This window comes from Myroides sp. TSA_177.3, from assembly GCF_052691955.1.
The window spans coordinates 218,169-237,289 of record NZ_JBQZGD010000003.1 but is presented as its reverse complement, the minus strand read 5'-3'; the positions used below and the strand labels follow the sequence as shown (position 1 = coordinate 237,289).

General features: G+C 36.3%; 12 protein-coding genes. 7 read left to right on the top strand and 5 right to left on the bottom strand.

Translation table 11 applies throughout. The features are described from left to right. Positions 1–148: 148 nt before the first annotated feature. From rimP to ACUTSE_RS04840, 4 genes are all read left to right on the top strand, one after another. Entirely contained in the window at positions 149–616 is a 468-nt protein-coding gene (gene rimP / locus ACUTSE_RS04855; protein ID WP_002989059.1) for a ribosome assembly cofactor RimP, read from the top strand. Between the two features lie 11 nt (positions 617–627). Next, positions 628–1,866, top strand: coding sequence for a transcription termination factor NusA (gene nusA / locus ACUTSE_RS04850; protein WP_002989060.1), 1,239 nt, complete (start codon positions 628–630; stop codon positions 1,864–1,866). A gap of 51 nt (positions 1,867–1,917) precedes the next feature. After that, a complete protein-coding gene (gene infB, locus ACUTSE_RS04845) occupies positions 1,918–4,911 on the top strand; it encodes a translation initiation factor IF-2 (RefSeq protein ID WP_002989062.1) in 2,994 nt (997 codons plus the stop codon). A gap of 130 nt (positions 4,912–5,041) precedes the next feature. Next, positions 5,042–5,713: a zinc metallopeptidase gene (locus ACUTSE_RS04840; RefSeq protein ID WP_181816770.1), complete on the top strand. Its 672-nt coding sequence runs from the start codon at positions 5,042–5,044 to the stop codon at positions 5,711–5,713. A 61-nt stretch (positions 5,714–5,774) separates the two neighbouring features. Here ACUTSE_RS04840 and ACUTSE_RS04835 read toward each other — a convergent pair whose 3' ends face one another. Then, positions 5,775–6,587, bottom strand: a complete 813-nt coding sequence (locus ACUTSE_RS04835; protein WP_445639448.1) for an endonuclease/exonuclease/phosphatase family protein — start codon at positions 6,585–6,587, stop codon at positions 5,775–5,777. Between the two features lie 142 nt (positions 6,588–6,729). On the opposite strand from ACUTSE_RS04835, the gene ACUTSE_RS04830 reads away from it, so the two are divergent. Further along, on the top strand, positions 6,730–7,683 hold the full coding sequence (locus ACUTSE_RS04830; RefSeq protein WP_445639447.1) for a bifunctional riboflavin kinase/FAD synthetase: 954 nt from the start codon (positions 6,730–6,732) through the stop codon (positions 7,681–7,683). Continuing rightward, complete coding sequence (locus ACUTSE_RS04825) at positions 7,655–8,965, top strand: HTTM domain-containing protein (RefSeq protein WP_445639446.1); 1,311 nt, start codon at positions 7,655–7,657, stop codon at positions 8,963–8,965. Before ACUTSE_RS04830 ends, ACUTSE_RS04825 begins: the two co-directional genes overlap by 29 nt. A gap of 306 nt (positions 8,966–9,271) precedes the next feature. Here ACUTSE_RS04825 and ACUTSE_RS04820 read toward each other — a convergent pair whose 3' ends face one another. The 4 genes from ACUTSE_RS04820 to ACUTSE_RS04805 form a co-directional block, all read right to left on the bottom strand. Continuing rightward, positions 9,272–10,042, bottom strand: a complete 771-nt coding sequence (locus tag ACUTSE_RS04820; RefSeq protein ID WP_445639445.1) for a UDP-2,3-diacylglucosamine diphosphatase — start codon at positions 10,040–10,042, stop codon at positions 9,272–9,274. 6 nt (positions 10,043–10,048) lie between these two features. Beyond that, entirely contained in the window at positions 10,049–10,501 is a 453-nt protein-coding gene (locus tag ACUTSE_RS04815; protein WP_445639444.1) for a 6-pyruvoyl trahydropterin synthase family protein, read from the bottom strand. Between the two features lie 82 nt (positions 10,502–10,583). Then, positions 10,584–11,366: a hypothetical protein gene (locus ACUTSE_RS04810; RefSeq protein ID WP_445639443.1), complete on the bottom strand. Its 783-nt coding sequence runs from the start codon at positions 11,364–11,366 to the stop codon at positions 10,584–10,586. 69 nt (positions 11,367–11,435) lie between these two features. Continuing rightward, positions 11,436–12,197, bottom strand: coding sequence for an enoyl-CoA hydratase/isomerase family protein (locus ACUTSE_RS04805; protein ID WP_445639442.1), 762 nt, complete (start codon positions 12,195–12,197; stop codon positions 11,436–11,438). Positions 12,198–13,364: 1,167 nt separating this feature from the next. Between ACUTSE_RS04805 and ACUTSE_RS04800 the strand changes: the two genes are divergently transcribed. Next, entirely contained in the window at positions 13,365–19,100 is a 5,736-nt protein-coding gene (locus ACUTSE_RS04800) for a DUF11 domain-containing protein (protein ID WP_445639441.1), read from the top strand. Positions 19,101–19,121 lie beyond the last annotated feature (21 nt).

Here is a 19,121-nt window from a genome sequence, read left to right as displayed (position 1 = left end):
CATGTTTTTTTAGTGTTCTAAATTTAAGCATATAATTATCAATACACAAAAGTTTTTATTAGTACAAAAAAAATAGTATATTTGCACCGTTATTTATTAAAGAAGTTAAATAATGAGGGGACATAATAGTCCCCTCTTTTTATAGCATATGACATTTAAAAACAAAGTACAAGAGTTGTTGGATGCAGCTTTAGCTGAGAAGCAAGAGTTGTTTTTGATTGAAATGACAATTTCTCCAGATAATAAGATCTTAGTGACCTTAGACGGAGATAACGGGGTTAATTTGCAAGACTGTATTGATGTAAGTAGAGCCATAGAGCACAACTTAGATAGAGAAGAACACGATTTCGCTCTAGAAGTTGCCTCTGCGGGTGCGACATCACCGTTGAAATTGTTGCGTCAGTATAAGAAGAATATTGGTAGAAAAGTGAAATTAGTTACTTTAAATCAAGAGAAATACGAAGCAACAATCGCATCAGTCGGAGAAGCATCGATCGTATTACAGTGGAAAGCGCGTGAAGCAAAAGCTGTTGGAAAAGGAAAGGTTACAGTTGAAAAAGAAGCTGTTATACCATTCGAAAATATAAAAGAAGCTAGTATAATAATTTCATTTTAAAAAAATATCAGATGGAGAATAGTGGTTTAGTAGAATCGTTCTCAGAATTTCAAGAGTTAAAATACATTGATAGAGTTACGTTAATGGCCATCTTAGAAGATGTATTCAGAAATGCATTGAAAAAGAAATATGGTGATGACGATAACTTCGATATCATTATTAACCCTGATAAAGGAGATTTCCAGGTTTTTAGAAGTAGAGTCGTTGTAAACGATGGTGAGGTTGAGGATGATAAATATGAGATTTCATTAAGTGAAGCTAGAAAGATTGAGTCGGATTTTGAAGTAGGAGAAGAAGTTTCGGAAGAGGTGAAGTTAGAGGATATTGGAAGAAGAGCTGTTTTAGCTTTACGTCAATATTTGAACTCAAAAGTAACAGAGCATGACAATGCTACGCTATATAAGCAGTTTAAAGAGGTAATCGGAGAGATTTACGCTGCAGAAGTACATCATATTCGACCAAAAGTTGTAATTTTGATGGATGATGAAGGAAACGAAATTGTTTTGCCAAAAGAAAAACAAATTCCTTCTGACTTTTTCAGAAAAGGAGATACAGTAAAAGGAATTATTGAGGCTGTTGAATTGAAAGGAGCAAAACCTCAAATTATCATGTCTAGAACATCGAACCGATTCCTAGAGCGTTTGTTAGAACAAGAAATTCCTGAAATTGGAGAAGACAAAATCCAAGTTAAGAAGGTAGTTCGAATTCCAGGTGAAAAAGCAAAGATTGCAGTTGAAGGATCTGATGATAGAATTGATCCTGTAGGAGCTTGTGTTGGAATGAAAGGGTCGCGTATCCACGGAATCGTTAGAGAACTTGGAAACGAAAATATCGACGTTATTCATTACACAACCAATACAGACTTGTTTATTAAACGTGCATTAGCGCCTGCAAAAGTAAATAAGGTTGTATTTGATGAAGAAACCAAAAAAGCAAACGTATATTTAGATACGGAAGAAGTTTCTAGAGCAATTGGAAAAGGAGGGCAAAACATTAAGTTAGCAGGAATGTTAACAGGATTTGATATCGATGTAATGCGCGAATTGAACCCAGAAGATGATGATGTTGAATTAAGAGAATTCAGCGATGAAATCGACGTGTGGGTGATTGAGGAGTTTGCGAAGATTGGATTAGATACAGCAAAAAGCGTGTTGAATTTAAGTGTAGAGGAACTAATCAAACGTACAGACTTAGAAGAAGAAACGATTCAAGAGGTTCTTCGTATTCTTAAGGAAGAGTTTGAGGATTAAACCAACACTTCTATTAAAAACACAACACAAATAATACACTAAAAAGATAATATGTCTGAAGAAAGAGCAATAAGAATAAATAAAGTTTTAAGGGAATTAAATATTTCTCTAGATAGAGCCGTGGACTTTTTGAAAGGCAAAGGGTATGAAATTGATGCAACACCAAATGCAAAGATCTCCCAAGAAGAATTTAACGTTCTGAATAAACAGTTTTCTGCTGATAGAGGGAAAAAGGAAGCTTCTATTGAAGTGAGTGAAGAGAAAAGAAAAGAAAAGGAAGCGCTTAAAGTTGAGCGTGAACGTGAATTAGAAGAAAAGAGAAAACAAGAAGAACAAGCTCGTATCAAGAAAGAACAAGAAATCATTAGAGCCAAAGCAGAAGAGCAAGTTGCTATCAAAACTGTGGGTCAAATTGATCTTGAACCTAAAAAAACTTTAGAATCTTCTTCAGCTGTATCTGAAAAAGTGGTTGAGAAAGAAGAAAAGAAAGCTGAGCCTGTAAAGAGTGAAGAACCAGTTGCGAAAGAAAGCGTTGCACAAGAAAAAGTAGAGGAGAAAGTTGAGGCTGCTCCTGTTGCTAAGGTTGATGTCGATTCAAAAACTGATTCAGCAAAAAATACGACAAAAAAAGTTGAAGCGAAGAAAGTAGCGAATAAAGAATCAAAAGTAAAAGACAAACCTGTGGAAGAAAAGCAACATAAGGAGTCTGCTAAAATAGCAAACGAAGAAACTAAAGTAGTTGAAGACGATAAAGTTGATGCGAAGTTAGGTGATGAAATCATCAAAACGAATTATCAAAAACTTTCAGGGACTACTTTTACAGGGCAAACGATCGATTTGTCTCAGTTTGACAAGCCTAAGAAGAAGAAGGAGGAGAAGAAAGACGACAAAAAAGGCAATGCTGCTGGGCGTAATAAAAGAAAACGTATTGCAAAACCTGCCAATGCAGAAGGCGCTGGTGCAAACCAAAATAACGCAGGTGGAACTGCTAATAAACCAGGTGGAAACGCAAATAGACCAGGAGGAAATAACAACCGCCCAGGTGGAAATAATGCGAATAAACCAGGTGGAAACAATGGTAAGTTCAATAAAAATAACAACAACAACCGTAGAAATGCTCCAGTTGTAAAAGCTGAGCCAACGGAAGAAGAAGTTAAAAACCAAATTAAAGAAACGCTTGAGCGTTTACAAGGTAAAGGAAACAGATCGAAAGCAGCGAAATACCGTCGTGATAAACGTGATGTTCACCGTAAAAAATCAGATGAGGAACAAAGAGCATTAGAAGCAGGAAACAAAGTACTGAAAGTAACAGAATTCGTTACTGTAGGTGAAGTTGCTACCATGATGGATGTGCCTATTACAAAGGTAATCGGAACATGTATGTCTTTGGGAATCATGGTTACCATGAACCAACGTTTAGATGCTGAAACATTGACAATTGTTGCTGATGAGTTTGGTTATGAAGTTGACTTTACAACTGCTGATTTAGAAGAAGCAATTGAAGAGACTCCAGATAGACCAGAAGATTTAAAACCTCGTGCACCAATCGTGACTGTAATGGGACACGTGGATCACGGTAAAACATCTTTACTGGATTACGTACGTAAAGCGAACGTAATTGCAGGAGAGTCTGGAGGTATTACACAACACATCGGAGCATATGGAGTAACGTTAGAGAATGGTCAACAAATTACCTTCTTAGATACACCAGGTCACGAGGCGTTTACCGCAATGCGTGCACGTGGAGCTCAAGTTACCGATATTGTAATTATTGTAATTGCAGCGGATGATGACATCATGCCACAAACAAAAGAGGCGATTAGTCACGCACAAGCTGCTGGAGTACCTATTATTTTTGCAATCAATAAAGTGGATAAGCCAACGGCTAACCCAGAGAAGATTAAAGAGAAATTAGCTTCTATGAATTTATTGGTTGAAGAATGGGGAGGTACATACCAATCACAAGATATTTCTGCAAAACAAGGTATCGGAATGAAAGAATTGTTGGAGAAAGTTTTACTTGAGGCAGAAATGCTTGAATTAAAAGCAAACCCAGACAAATTAGCATCAGGTACTGTTGTAGAAGCATACTTAGATAAAGGACGTGGATATGTATCTACGGTATTAGTACAAGCTGGTACATTGAGAGTAGGAGATTACCTATTAGCAGGATGTAACCACGGTAAAGTTCGTGCAATGCATGATGAACGTGGAAATGCAGTACAAGAAGCTGGACCATCAAGACCAATCTCTGTATTGGGATTAGACGGAGCACCAGGAGCCGGAGATAAATTCAACGTATTCGAAGAAGAAAAAGAGGCAAAACAAATTGCTGCAAAACGTACTCAATTATTACGTGAGCAATCAGTTCGTGCACAAAGACATATCACACTTGCTGAGATTGGACGTCGTATCGCTTTAGGAGATTTCAAAGAATTGAACATCATCTTAAAAGGAGACGTGGATGGATCTGTTGAAGCACTTTCGGATTCATTCTCGAAATTATCAACAGAAGAAATTCAAATCAATATCATTCACAAAGGAGTGGGTGCCATTACAGAATCTGACGTATTGTTAGCTTCTGCATCAGATGCAATTATCATCGGATTCAACGTTCGTCCAATGGCTTCGGCTAAAGTATTAGCAGATAAAGAGGAAATCGACATCAGAAACTACTCAATTATCTATGATGCAATCGATGACTTGAAAGACGCAATGGAAGGTATGTTATCTCCAGAGTTGAAAGAAGAAGTAACAGGTACTGCTGAAATTAGAGAGTTATTCAAGATTTCTAAAGTGGGTACAATTGCAGGATGTATGGTTATTGATGGTAAGATCTTCCGTAACTCTAAGATCCGCTTAATCCGCGAAGGTGTAGTTATCTATACAGGAGAACTTACTGCGCTTAAACGTTTCAAAGATGACGTGAAAGAAGTATCTAAAGGATATGATTGTGGTATTCAAATTAAAAACTACAACGATATCAAAGAATACGATACGATTGAAGCATTCCAAGAAGTGGAAGTTAAGAAAAAGCTTAAATAAGCTGATTTCTAATCAAAATATAAAAGAGAGATTCGCAAGAGTCTCTCTTTTTTTATGACAAAATGACTGCTTTTTTTATTTGGCGCGTCATTTGCTATATCAGTAAAGAACATTAATTGTTGTATCTATGATGATATGGGTTTTTATGATTGCCATGATGCTTGCCAGTTGGTGGGTGGGTAATCGTTTACAAGCTAAATTTAAGAAGTATTCTGAGGTTCATTTACAGAATGGGATGAGTGGTGCCGAAATTGCACAAAAAATGCTTTTAGACCACGGTATTCGCGATGTACGCGTGATTTCTACACCAGGTAGATTAACTGATCACTATAATCCGATGGATAAAACGGTAAACTTAAGTGAAGCCGTATACAATCAACGCAATGCGGCAGCGGCAGCTGTAGCAGCTCACGAAGTAGGACACGCTGTGCAACATGCACAGGCTTACTCTTGGTTAACGATGCGCTCAAGAATGGTTCCCATTTTAGAAGTGTCGTCCCGCTTTATGCCGTTTGTTTTAATCGGAGGTGTATTAATGCTGAAAACGTTTCCTCAATTATTGTTATTGGGAATTGTTCTTTTTGCGTTGACTACGATATTCTCTTTTGTAACACTACCAGTTGAATACGATGCGAGTAATCGTGCATTGAAATGGTTGGAGGCGAAACATATCGTAACTCCTCAAGAATTAGTAGGCTCTAAAGATGCCTTGAAATGGGCTGCAAGAACGTATGTAGTAGCGGCGCTTTCTTCTTTAGGGACATTGCTATACTATGTAATGATTTACATGAATAGAAGGTAATAGATGTTTTTATTATATTTTAATTGTTTAGAAAAGGATTTCAATTACTGAAATCCTTTTTTTATTCTATCTCAATCAATAAAGGGATATGGTCAGAAACCTTATTTGCTTCTTTGATTGTTTCAAAATCTTCAAAAAATAAAATAGCTTTGGCGGTTTTGACAGTAAAAAGTTCTTGTTGCAAGAAAATATTGTCATATTCGCTTGCCAAGCAGTCTCCCTTGATACATTTCTGGCGCAAAGATGTTTTCTGATTGGTAAAGGCAGGGGTGTATCCTTGTTTCTTTAGTGGGTTGAAAACAGAGTTCGATTCGGGTGTATTGAAATCCCCTAAGAAAATAAGATTTTTATTCTCATAAAGTGCAGGTAAGAATTTCAAATACTTGATCTCTTGTTCAGGTTGATGTTTTTTGGGCAATGCATGCAGGCTGACCAAGGTAAATTGGAAATCTTTATGTTGAAAGGTAGCCATGTAGGGTTCGCGTTCAATTTCCATTTGATAGGTTGGTTCTAAAAAGGCCTTTTTTTGTAGCTTGAGCTGTTTCGTTTTCCACAGATAAGCATAGCGTTCTGATCGATAAGGAGAACTTACGGTAGGATCACTGAGTGCATAATCCCATTTAGCACCACTTTTTCTATTGAGCTCTTCATGTAGGGCTAAAATGGTTTGCGCGCCACTTGGATTTGTTACGACTTCTTGAATAGCAACTACATCTGCTTGTTTCATGATTTGAGCAATATAGCTGATATTTTCTTCTGTTTTACTGCTTCCAACATTTTTTAGATTCCAAGTCATGATTTTCACTTGGGAGAATAACAGAAGAGGGGCAAGTACAAAAAGGAAAACCAAGGAGGTTTTAAATAAACGAGGCATGTTAATTACTTTAGATTAGGCGTATTATTGTGTAATAATTCATGTGATTTGTAAAAAATGAAGTATTTTTACAGCTTGAATTTTTATTTAGAAAACGGGGCAAAACTAAGTAAAATCCCCTTAATAGACTAAAGTTATCATCGTGAAAATATTTTCTTCCATTGGCGAATTTAAAACAGATAAAAAAGTTGTTGCAACACTAGGAACCTTTGATGGTGTACATATTGGACATCAAATGATTATAAAGAAGTTAGTGGATGCTGCCAAAGAATTGGATGCTGAAAGCTTGGTATTAACCTTCTTTCCACATCCGCGAATGGTATTGAAACAAGATCACGGTATTCGCTTGCTTAATACTTTAGAAGAAAAGCAAGAACTATTAGCGCACTTAGGCTTAGACAATCTTGTGGTACAAAAGTTCGACTTGGACTTTGCAAATTTAACTGCTGAAGAATTTGTCAAACAAGTATTAGTTGACACCTTTAATATTTCCAAGATTATAATTGGATATGATCACCGTTTTGGAAAAAACAGGACAGCAGATATTCACGATTTAAAGCGTTTTGGTGCATTTTATGGATTTGAGGTGGAGGAGATTTCTGCACAGGAAATCGATCATGTTTCGATTAGTTCAACAAAGATTAGAACAGCATTAGAGGACGGAAATATAGCTTTAGCGAATGAGTTTTTAGGTCATGCCTACCATTTCTCAGGTAAAGTAATTCACGGTAAAAAATTAGGCCGTACATTAGGTTTTCCAACTGCTAATTTTGAAATTTCTGAGTCGTATAAAATGATTCCACAAAATGGTATCTATGTGGTGGAGTCTGAAATAGAAGGGGAACGAGTAAAAGGAATGATGAGCATTGGTATTAATCCTACTTTTGTGAATCATCCCCATACAATAGAAGTAAATTTTCTAGATTGGTCGGGAGATTTATATAATAAAACGTTAAAAGTTCGTATCTTGGATCGCATTAGAGATGAACAAAAATTTAACTCGCTCGAAGAGCTTATCGCTTGTTTAAAACAAGATGAATTAGCGACGAGAGCTTATTTTGATCGCCATGTGGAAAAAAGCACTACAACCCGTTGATAATGCCCCTTTAATTATATTTAGAATTTTTTTCGGATTTTTATTTGCCTGCGAATCTTTTGGCGCTATTGCTACGGGATGGGTAAGATTGAATATGGTAGACGTCAAGTTTACCTTCTCCCATATTTATATGGATTTTTTGCAAGTCTTAGTAGGGCCGCAAATGTATGTTTACTTTTTTGTAATGGGACTTACCTCCTTAGCTGTAATGCTAGGGTATCGCTATAAATGGTCTATGCCTTTGCTGACTTTACTTTGGGCAGGAACCTACTTTTTACAGAAAACATCGTATAATAATCACTATTATCTCTTGATGATTATTTGTGTTTATATGTGTTTTTTACCTGCTGCATCGTATAAATCGTTAGATGTAAAAGCCAATCGCGTCAAAGAAGAATTAGCTATGCCGCTTTATTTTAATTGGATTTTTATCTTTCAGGTGAGCGTACTGTATGTATACGGTACTATTGCAAAGTTTTATCCGGATTGGTTGGACGGTACCTTTACTGAAATTATGTATCAATCGGCTAATATTCCCGATTTTTTCAAAACAATATTTACTCAGAAAGAATTCTATTTGATTATTGCCTACTTAGGAATTATATTCGATGGACTGATTGTTCCAGCTTTGTTGTGGAAACGTACGCGTACCCTGGCTTTAATCGCTTCTTTCATCTTTCACTTGTTCAATTCTGTAACCTTACATATTGGAATTTTCCCTTATTTCGCTCTTACGTTTGCGTTATTCTTCTATCCTTCCGATCAAATTCGACGTATCTTTTTGAAAAAGAAACCCGTTTTGGAACAAAAGGAAAATTTCGCAACTCCTCAGTTAAGCAAACCTGTTTTAGGGTTTTTAGCCGTATTTATGTTTATTCAATTTGCTTTGCCTTTAAGACAACATTTTATAGAAGGGGATATCTTATGGACAGATGAGGCTCATCGTTTAAGCTGGCGTATGATGTTGCGTTCTAGAGGGGGATATACCACCTTTATTGTAGAAGATAAAAACACAAAAGAGCGCAGTTTCTATAATGCAGAAGGCATACTAAGTAGAAAACAAGAAGCCCGTTTGAATACATCCGATATGATTTGGCAAATGGCGCAATATATTAAGAAAGAATATGCTGCTAAAGGGGTAGATGTTGCCGTTTATGCTGACAGTTGGGTTTCGGTTAACGGACGGGAGTATAGCCGTTATATCGATGAGAATGTCGATTTAGCAAGCGTGCCTTGGAATTACTTTGGGCATAGTGAATGGGTTTTGGATAAACCTTTTTAATGGGGGATGGTTACGAGTGATAGGTGATGGGTTATGAGTTTGGGTTATTGGTGAAAACTTTAATTGATAAATCTCACAAAGAGCAAACCTCACTTAATACAAATGAGTTAGGTTATGGGATTATGGGTGAAAACTTTAATTGATAAATCTCACAAAGCACAAACCTCACAAAGAGCAAACCTCACAAAGCACAAACCTCACTTAATACAAATGAGTTATGGGGGATCGAAACGAAGTAAATTTTCCTTTGATTGATAAATCTCACGACTTTGCAAATAACAACTTCACGATAACAAAAAAAGCCTTCTATTCAGAAGGCTTTTTATATTTTTCAAGGTGAAATTCACCGTCAAAGTGACCATAGGTAAAGTAATTAATCCAATCCCCTAGGTTGATATATTTTGATTGTTGATTTAAATCAATCACCATCGGTAGGTGGCGGTGTCCAAACACAAAGTAGTCATAGTGTTGTTGTTCTAATTTTCGCTTTGCATAAAGAACTAGCCATTCGTTGTCTTCTCCTAAGAAACGCACATCTTCAGCTCCTGAGATTAATTTGTTCTTTACGGATAAGTACTGTGCTAAACGCACCCCAATATCAGGGTGTAACCAATTGAACAACCATTTAGAAAATCGATTGGTAAATACTTTTTTCATTCGTTTGTACCCTAAATCTCCAGGACCTAAGCCATCGCCATGTCCAATGAAAAAACGCTTGCCATTGATGTTGAAAACTTGGGGTTCATGAAAAACAGGTATACCTAACTCTGTTTGGAAGTAATCATTCATCCATAAATCGTGATTGCCAACAAAGAAGTAGATGGGAATTCCCTTGTCTCTTAGCATGGCTAATTTGCCAAGTATACGAACAAATCCTTTGGGTACAACCGTTTTATATTCAAACCAGAAGTCGAATAGATCGCCCAAGATGAATAGAGCCCCCATGTCTTCTTCCTTTTCGTTCAACCAGGCTAAAAAAAGCTGTTCTCGCGGCATGCTTTTTTCACGCGTAGGAGCTCCGAAATGTTGATCAGAAGCAAAGTAAATCCCTTTTGTTGTATCAATAGTAAAATTCACAGGAGTCTATAGATTATCAGATTGATACCATTCTGCATAAGACGAATCTGTTTCCTGTAAACGCAACGAAAACAGAGCCAGATTCTCCGGTAAACGATTCTTGATTTTATTAGCAAAATCAAGCACCATATTTTCACTTGTTGGTTGATAATCAACTAAAATTACGTGGTGTCCACGGTCTTTCAGCTCTTGTGCTAACTCAACGTGAGGGGTATTTTTATTGAAGACTGTAGCATGATCAAAAATATCTACAATTTCTTCTTTTACTATTTTCTTTAGATCACTGAAATCAATTACCATCCCAAATTTTACATTAGAGGAATCGGTGATAGGTGTACCAATTACTGTAACAGCTAGTTTATAGCTGTGTCCGTGTACATTGCGACATTTACCGTCATATCCATATAATGCATGACCTGTTTCGAACGTAAATTGTTTTGTAATTCTAATTTTAGACATAACCAAAAATTTTGACAAAGGTAGTGAAAAATCTAGTTGGGTTGTCCCTTCTTTGGTTAGGTTTTGGTTTGAGCCGTTGATTTTAAAATATACGATACTGGAGTTGAAGCTTTGCCATTGGATAATATTTAAACCAATTGATGTAGGTGTCTACTTCTCCAAAGTTATTGCCTCTTGCTAGTGTTGGACTAATCTCAACTCCATTTTGTTTTAGTTCATAATCGCCAGCATATAAAAGTCCGAGTTCAAATTTTACGCCAAATCGTCTTTTAGGTACGGCTCGACCTATTCCTATGCCAACATAAGGCTTGATGGTATTGCCGAGTGTTAACTCCGCATCTAATTTTCCGTTAGTAATATCCAGTTTCTGACCATTGAATTCAAGTTCAGGCCAATCGTAGGGTGGTTGTAATTGCGCTGGACTTCCATCGCGGTTGACGATGATTCCATTTGCAGAAAGCTTTGTTTTTCCAAAGTAAAACCCTCCACTAAGATAGAGTATCCCCCCTTTGAATGGATAGTAGTCGATAACGAGATTGCCGTGTACATTATTCATTTTAGCTTTCATATCATAGGCTACGTTTTGCCCAAAAGCTTGACGTAATGCACCATAAGGATCGTCTAAATTAAAACGATGCGATTGGGTGCTATAACTGTAGGTATTGAAACCTCCTTTTAGTAGAAAATGGGGAGACAGTGGAGTTGCTATTTCTAAATTGAAACCTAAAGTTGTCAGTCCTGTGGCAACCGTAAGCTGTTTAAATGCTTCAGTATCCTGTGATGTAGTGCTATGCTGTGCTAAAAGGATACAAGAGCCTAGTAACAGGTAAGACTGGAGAAGGAATGATAATCGTTTGATTTTCATTTTTCTTTTAAAGGTAGGTAAAATAAAAACACGATTTCAAGTGAAATCGTGTTTATTCAGCGGATGCTATTATTTATTTTTAAAAGCGTTTAACGCGTTAATTGTGAAATCTGATAATACTAAACGACCAGAAATCTCTGCTCTTTCTGTGAGTAATTCATCCCAATTTGAAGTTCCTTCCCAAAAGATTTGTTTCATTTCGGTTAAGGCCTCTGGATTATAGGCGCTAACGCGCTGTGCAAAAGTGTTGAGTTCAAGATCTAATCGCTCTGTCGTTTCATATACTTCATCATATAAACCCTGTTGTTGTGCCCAAGAAGCTGTTTTCCATTCATGTGCAGCTAAAGACATGGAAGTAAAAGCGGTTTTTCCTATTTTTCTCGATACAGCAGGTTCGATAACAAATGGACCAATACCAATGGCTAACTCAGATAATTTGATAGACGCCTGTGTTGTAGCAAAACAATAATCACAAGAAGCTGCTAATCCAACCCCTCCGCCTACCGTTTTTCCGTGAATACGGCCGATAAATATTTTTGGACTTTTGCGGATGGCATTGATAACATGTGCAAAACCAGAAAAGAATTTCTTTCCTGTGGCTTTGTCTTGGATAGCCAATAATTCATCAAAAGAAGCACCTGCGCAAAAAGCACCTGTTCCTTCACTTTGAAGTATAACAGTGGTAACCGCTGTGTTGCTATCTAATTGGGTAATTGCAGTGGTTAACTCTTCTAATAATAAGCTTGGAAATGAGTTACTTGCAGGGCTATAAAACGTAATAGTTGCAATTTTGTCCGCTATGGCGGTTTTTATATTGGCGTTTTGTTGCATAATAATAGTCTTTTGCCAAATGTAAGAAATCTTACGAACGCAATAAAATGTATATAGGATTCAACCCAGTTTTGGTTCTTAGAGTAAAATAATTGTGCTGGATTAAGAAAAAATTCACATAATGAGATTTTATAAAAGGAACCTGAATTTAACGTATTTAACGTTTAATTTTAGGTTAAAAATAAGGGGTGTAATTAGATTGCAGGTAATAGGGAAAAAAGCACTTTTCTTTACTGCGTTGATAATTTTTTATAAAAAGGAGTATCACTTGTAAAAATACACGCTGAACGCATTTTTTTAAAACTAAAAATGCAGTATATTGGACGACTTTTTATCGCTTATTTCTATCCTTATTTAGAGGACAAAAAGCACTTTTTATACTTCAAGATGTCTTTTTAGAACCACTTCGAAAAATGCGATTTTTTGACTCTTCTCAAAATAATTAACTTAAAATCATTTAATAGTTGTTAATTAACTTTTTAGGTTGTTTTTTGTTTTGATATTAACTTTTTCAAAGGTTATTATCCTTTTTATTTCAAAAAATAAATGTGAATATGATAATTTTTTAAGTTGATGTATTGTGAATAATATTCTATAAATAGTTTATTATTTGCATGTAATTGTTTATTTTTGTGTTGATTTTATACAATAACGCATAAAATCATGAAGATATATTTATACCTTTTGCTACTAAAACGAAGGAAAACCTAAGAAAAGGAGTAAAAAATATAAGTATTTATAAGCATAAAGGACATTTCAGTGGTTTTCTAATAATTTACTTGGGCTGAGTGAAAAAAAGGAAAATCCAGAAAAAAAAAGCAAAAAAAAGAGAAAGAACTATAAGAAGAAACGAAAGTGTATTTCTGTAGATATTTTAAGTGGGATGCTTAAAAACTACGCAGGATTGATCGAAAAAAAATAAATATAAAAAATAGATTTAAGTTGACTTGGGCTGAGTAAATTTAAATGTATTAGTAGCAATAGGAATGTCTACGCTGTACTTACACAGTGTAGCATTTCCGTGTATTTTTCTGTTCCATACACTGTTGTATTGGAACCACTTCTTTATATTTTTTAGTAGATCTTCTATTTATGACACATATGCGTATCATGCATATTGTTGTTGTGCTATACATATACACCTTACACATTAAAAACTATAATAATATGTTTAATAGACAACACATGGAAGAGAAAATTACTTTTTCCCTCTGGACGAGGGTGTTAATTTTTCTGGTACTCTTAGTACCATTGGTCCAAGGATATGGACAAACGAAGGTTTTGGCAACTTCTGTAAAATCGGGCACAAATGTGAAAGAGGCCCTATTAGGACAAGGAAGCTATCAGCCTACAACAGATACTAATTATGCGGAAGTTATAGGGGCTCAAAATATTAAGGATGGAAATGAATCTACCTATGCAACGTTAAAAGCTAAAACTGTAGCAGCAGTAGTCACCAAAAATGGAGAGGCATGGGTTCAAACTAATTTTGATCATAAGATTCCTATTGGAACAACGAGTTATGTCAAAGTTTCAAAAGTTACTGCTGGAGGCGCAAGCCTTGATTTGGGGGGGGTCTTAGGAGGTCTCTTGGGTTTGTTAGGAGATAAGATATTTGTCGAAGCATACGCAAATGCTGGAGATGGTTCGCCAATTGCGGGCACGAATCTAAAAACTACTTTCGTAGAAACGAAGTCAGGAGATTTATTGTTAGCAATTACTTCTAAAGTTCCTTATGAAGGAATTAGAGTTAAATTGAGAAGTGAAGCTAGTGCTTTGAATTTACTCGGTTCCAAAAATTATGAGATGAATATATATGAAGCTTTTTATTATACAGGAGAGGCTTCATGTGGAAAACCTTTGGCAACAGGAGTTGGTTCGGTAGGATTAAATCTCGACGTGCTTGGTGGATTATTTACTACTATAGGTACGAATCAATATGGTAAATCAATTGATAATGACGCAAATTCTTTCTCTGTTTTAAAAGGAGGAAATCTTTTAGCAGTTAATGTAGGAAGTAGTATTTCACAATATTTTTATTTTCCAACAAAATCATCGAGTAATGGAACAGTCAATATCAAACTAGGAGGTAATACAGGAGTATTAGATCTTAATTTGCTTTCTAATATTGAAGTGCGACTCTATGGCAATGATGAACTTGTTTATCTAAGAGCCTTAAGTGGGGGATTATTAAATGGGGTAGATATTGCAGGACTTTTGCATAATAATGAGCCCGTTACTTTAACCTTTGCCCCTGGTAAAGCGTTTGATAAAGTAGAGGTTCGTATGAATACCTCGGTAAATGTTGGTCTAGCTAGTGGTGGATTGCGCATTTATGATGTAGAACGCTATGATGGAACTACATGCATTAATCCGAATTATAGGGATCCAGAATCAACACAAGTACCTTTTGAAACCGCTAGTTGTGTTACTTCTTTAGTGGATTTCCAAAATGTTGATTTCGCTACGAATGTATTGGATAATAATAACGAAACCTATGCAACTTTATATGCAAAAGCAGGAACGTTATTAGCTGGAGAATATGCTTCGGGTATGATCCAAATGGCTTATCCAGACTTGGTTCCTGCCTATACAACTTCGTATATCCGTATCGGTATGGAAGGCGAAATATTGAGTAGACTTCTAGGTGGAACCTTAGGTAGTTTACTTGATGGAACTTTGGGAGCTATATTAGGAAAGCACTATTTTGAAGTAGATGTATATAATGAGACAAATCCAAATCCAATTGCTCATGCGAGTAGTAGTTCTAGTTTTACTTCTACAACAGGTGGAAAAATGACCGTTGTTCAAGATAAAATCGGTCGATATTATCTTGCAGTTACACCTAATCAAGCCTATAAAAGCATCAAGATTACTAATAAAGTATCAGGTATCCCAAATGGAGAAATCCGCACTTTAAATGTATATAATATGTGTCGTGAAATCGGAACAAATCCGTGTTTTGCACCACAGTTTACATCTTACGATCAAACTGGACTCAGTCTGAGTGTAGGTTCGTTGAATGGGGCTGGAGTAACTAATCCATATTATGCAATTAGTGGTAATTCTTCTGATTATGCAGAGATTAGTACTGGAACAGTTGCTGTTGCGGCAACAGTAAGACAAGCAATTTACTTCGGAAAACCTTCTCAAGCAGGTGACCAGATAAAAATGCGTTTACAGTTAAATCCTACAGGACTTTTAGCTTTGGATTTAGCAGGTAAGTATAGTGTGGTCACTTTCTTAGGTGATCAACAGAAAGAAGTATTCACGTTACAACAAGGTTTGATTAATAATCTAAATCTATTAAACTTATTCAAATCAGGGGGAATTCAAACGTTGACTTTTGATACAACCCAAACATTCGACCGTGTTGAAATACAGGTTGGGTCTTTAGTGAATGCCTCTGTTGTACCAGCCATTCGCTTATATGATGTGAAACGCGTGAGTACAACTTGTCCTGAATCAAGTGGGGTTTCTCCTTTTACGACACCAGTTTGTGCAACTGAATTATTGGACGCAAATAACGCCAATGATATCAATAACCTATTTGATGGTAACTTTGATTCCTATGCAACGTTGCAATCAGGAGCAGGGTTTTTATTGGGATTAGGAAATAAATTTGAAGGTTTTGTTGAAATGGGATATGCCGCTTCGGTACCTGCCAACACCACGTCTTATGTCCGTATAGATTTTGAAAATACGGCTTTAGAAAAGTTAATAAGCGGAAGTTTAGGGAACCTAGTCACCGGAATATTAAATGGATTAGTATTTGGAAATCACGATTTTGAAGTTCAAGTAAAAAATGAACAAGGAACTGTTATTTTAAATAGAGGAACACAAACGACTAATGCTTCTTCAAGTGAAGGAACCATTAGAGTTGTGGTTGATAAACTAGGACGAACCTATTTAGCTATTACGCCAACTAGTGCTTATAAATCCGTTCGTATTATTGATAAAACAAATAGTGCTTTAGGCCTTTTGGCACAACCCAACAGCATGAATGTTTATGGGATGTGTTATGAAACTGCTCCAGCAACTTGTGTAGCTCCTTTTGCAACTTCGTTTGAATATGAAGGAGTTAATTTATCTGTGAATGCTTTAGGCGGGGCAGGAGTTACATACCCTGAACGTGCTATTGATGATAATTCTACCCATGGCTCACAAATGAGTTTAGGTACAATTAGTGTTGCAGGTGGTGTGAAACAATGGATTTATTTTAATTCACTATCTGAAGCAGACGATATTACTAATATCCGCTTAAAAGTTGGTGCAGGAGGCGTAAGTGTTGACCTATTGGCAAATTTAGAAATAGCAGCTTATAGAGGGGATGCTCTTGTAGATCGTTTGGACTGGAATAACGAATTGTTGGAAGGAGTAGATCTTTTAGGCTTGCTAAATTCTGCTAATGTTGTTGATATTCCATTTAAACCCAATGGCATATATGATCGAATTGCGATTAGTATTAAAAGTGTAGTCGGTGTTGGAGTATTTCCTCCAGTAGAAATCTATAAGGTAGAAAGACTTTGTAGTCCCTATGGACCCGATCAAAACTTAGTATCATGGAAATCATACAAAGTAAATGATGATGCTGCTACTGATTTCGTAACAGGAGGAGAAACAATTGAATATACAATTCACGTGAAAAACGTTGGTTCAACAGTAGTTAATCAATTTTCAGTGTCTGACCGAATCCCTACAGGTACATCTTTTGGTACTGATTTGTCCAATGGAACTTTGTCGGTTAATAGAGATCTAATAACTTACAATTTCTCAGGTACAATGACACCAGGGAATGAGCAAAGATTTGTATTTACAGTAGCTGTAAATCCTACGTTAGAGGGTATCTTACAAATAAAAAACACTGCTTTTACGAAAGAGGCAGGAGATATTATTTCATATCCTTCTTATCCACCAGTAGATAATACCAACCCTACAGAACCAGATCTTACAAAGAACCCTGGAACGATTATTAAAGTAGTACACAGTACGGCATTGCCTAAGGCGATTATTACTTCAGATCACGGGAATGCTGTATGTCCAGATACGGAGTTTACTTTAGATTCGAATAAAGGTCCTGCTGAGGCAGATACGTACCAATGGTATTTTGGCGATGAAGCGATTGATGCGACAATGGCAGGGTCGACGAATCCAAATTACGGAAAGGAAAAAACACTAACAACTAATTATCCAGGTAGTTATACGGTTGTTTATACCAAAGGAGTAGAAGTTTCAGTTGAATCAGATCCTTTTGTCGTGACTCAACTTCCTACGCCAGTTATTCAATTTTCATCGAGTCAACGTATTAATGTGACCATACCAAGAGATCAAAATACAGTAACAGTAACCTTGCCAACAGCTACTGTTGAAGGAGGAAATGGAACTATAAAATGGTATAATGATCAGGCTATAGAATTTGATGGATCTTCTATCACATTTGACACTCCTGGAGTTTACCTCTTAACTGTAGTGGCTCAGGGAACTAATCAATGTGAATCTGTTGAAAACGTAATGATTACCGTTTATGATGATAGCTTATGCCCGCCTATGATAGAGAGAGTATATGCAACAGGTTCATCAAGCTGGGGATCTATCATTACGGGAGGAGTTAGTGATACAAGTAATACCCTTGATGGAGATCCAACAACTTATTCTACATTAACAACGGGTATTGGACTTTTAGGTATCGGTACCGTATGGCAAAATATCTACTTTGAAGAAGAAGCGACCGCGGGTACTCCTGTAACCATTAAGCTTGGAAAACAATACAGTGGATTGATGCTAGCTGGAGGTATTTCAGTTGTAGGATTAGATGCTGATGGTAATACCATCGGAACGTTAAAATCAGTTCAAGGTGGTTTATTAGATTTATTAGCAGCAGATAATGTGATTGAATATACATTCGTTCCTTCTGATAGAACTGGTCCTAAAAAGTATAAAGGAGTTCGTGTTTCTCAAGGATCTTTATTGAGTGTGGCTCAAATAGCTAAAGTGTACCATGCGTATCATACGAAAAATGTAAGTGCATTTTCGCCTGAATACTGTGAACCTGTTTCTGATAATGTACATCCAGCAGTACTAGATGTATTACATGGAGTGCAAGATTTAGGTGTAGGTGCAGCAAGCGCAACCGCTTCTGTTGCTAATCCATGGAATGCCGTGGATGGCAATCTTGAAACGTATGCTACGATAGCTAGAGGTATTGCTGTGTTGAATTCTGCAAGTTTAACAGTAATCTTTAAACAACAAGCGATGCCTGGAGATAAATTACATATCGTAACGGAGGTTCCTGGAAATCCTATTTTGAGTTTAGAATTAATTAAAGGCTATACAATCCAACGCTATTTAGGAGATCAAAAAGTAGGAGCAGAGATTGATGGTACAAATGGTGCTCAAATTCTAGATTTAAAATTATTAGGATTGGGGTATCGCAATAAGTATAAAATGATCATCAAAGACATTGATCAACCTTTTGATCGCGTTAAGATTTCTTATGGAAGCGTGGTTGGAGTACTCGGAGACCTTACTAGAATATACGAAGTAACAGTGGCTCCTCGAATTGATGTTGGTATTGATATAGACGAGGAATATTTAGACTTATGTCAAGGCGGTATATTAACTATTAATGCTGAAGACAACTGTTCTACTTATGAAGTTTATACCGAAGAAACAGGTGGTACACCAGTTCCAACAGAAGGGTTGAATAACTTCAGATTACCTTATCATTTACCGGAATATCAGGATGAATTACCTGGTGATACAGGTTTAGGACCAAAATACAGTGTTGTTTATGTACAAACGTACAGAAATGGCTGTGTCATAGGTAGAAGATTACCTATTCGCTTACTATTGAAAAATTGTTCAGTAAAGTCAAATCTGAACGTCACACAAAAAATTAAATAAGATATACTAGAGAATTAAAAC

What these genes read in the sequence shown, in the direction of transcription:
- rimP (WP_002989059.1), top strand. Translation starts at nt 149, where the DNA reads ATGACATTTAAAAACAAAGTACAAGAGTTGTTGGATGCAGCTTTAGCT.
- nusA (WP_002989060.1), top strand. Translation starts at nt 628, where the DNA reads ATGGAGAATAGTGGTTTAGTAGAATCGTTCTCAGAATTTCAAGAGTTA.
- infB (WP_002989062.1), top strand. Translation starts at nt 1,918, where the DNA reads ATGTCTGAAGAAAGAGCAATAAGAATAAATAAAGTTTTAAGGGAATTA.
- ACUTSE_RS04840 (WP_181816770.1), top strand. Translation starts at nt 5,042, where the DNA reads ATGATATGGGTTTTTATGATTGCCATGATGCTTGCCAGTTGGTGGGTG.
- ACUTSE_RS04835 (WP_445639448.1), bottom strand. Translation starts at nt 6,587, where the DNA reads ATGCCTCGTTTATTTAAAACCTCCTTGGTTTTCCTTTTTGTACTTGCC.
- ACUTSE_RS04825 (WP_445639446.1), top strand. Translation starts at nt 7,655, where the DNA reads ATGTGGAAAAAAGCACTACAACCCGTTGATAATGCCCCTTTAATTATA.
- ACUTSE_RS04815 (WP_445639444.1), bottom strand. Translation starts at nt 10,501, where the DNA reads ATGTCTAAAATTAGAATTACAAAACAATTTACGTTCGAAACAGGTCAT.
- ACUTSE_RS04810 (WP_445639443.1), bottom strand. Translation starts at nt 11,366, where the DNA reads ATGAAAATCAAACGATTATCATTCCTTCTCCAGTCTTACCTGTTACTA.
- ACUTSE_RS04805 (WP_445639442.1), bottom strand. Translation starts at nt 12,197, where the DNA reads ATGCAACAAAACGCCAATATAAAAACCGCCATAGCGGACAAAATTGCA.
- ACUTSE_RS04800 (WP_445639441.1), top strand. Translation starts at nt 13,365, where the DNA reads ATGTTTAATAGACAACACATGGAAGAGAAAATTACTTTTTCCCTCTGG.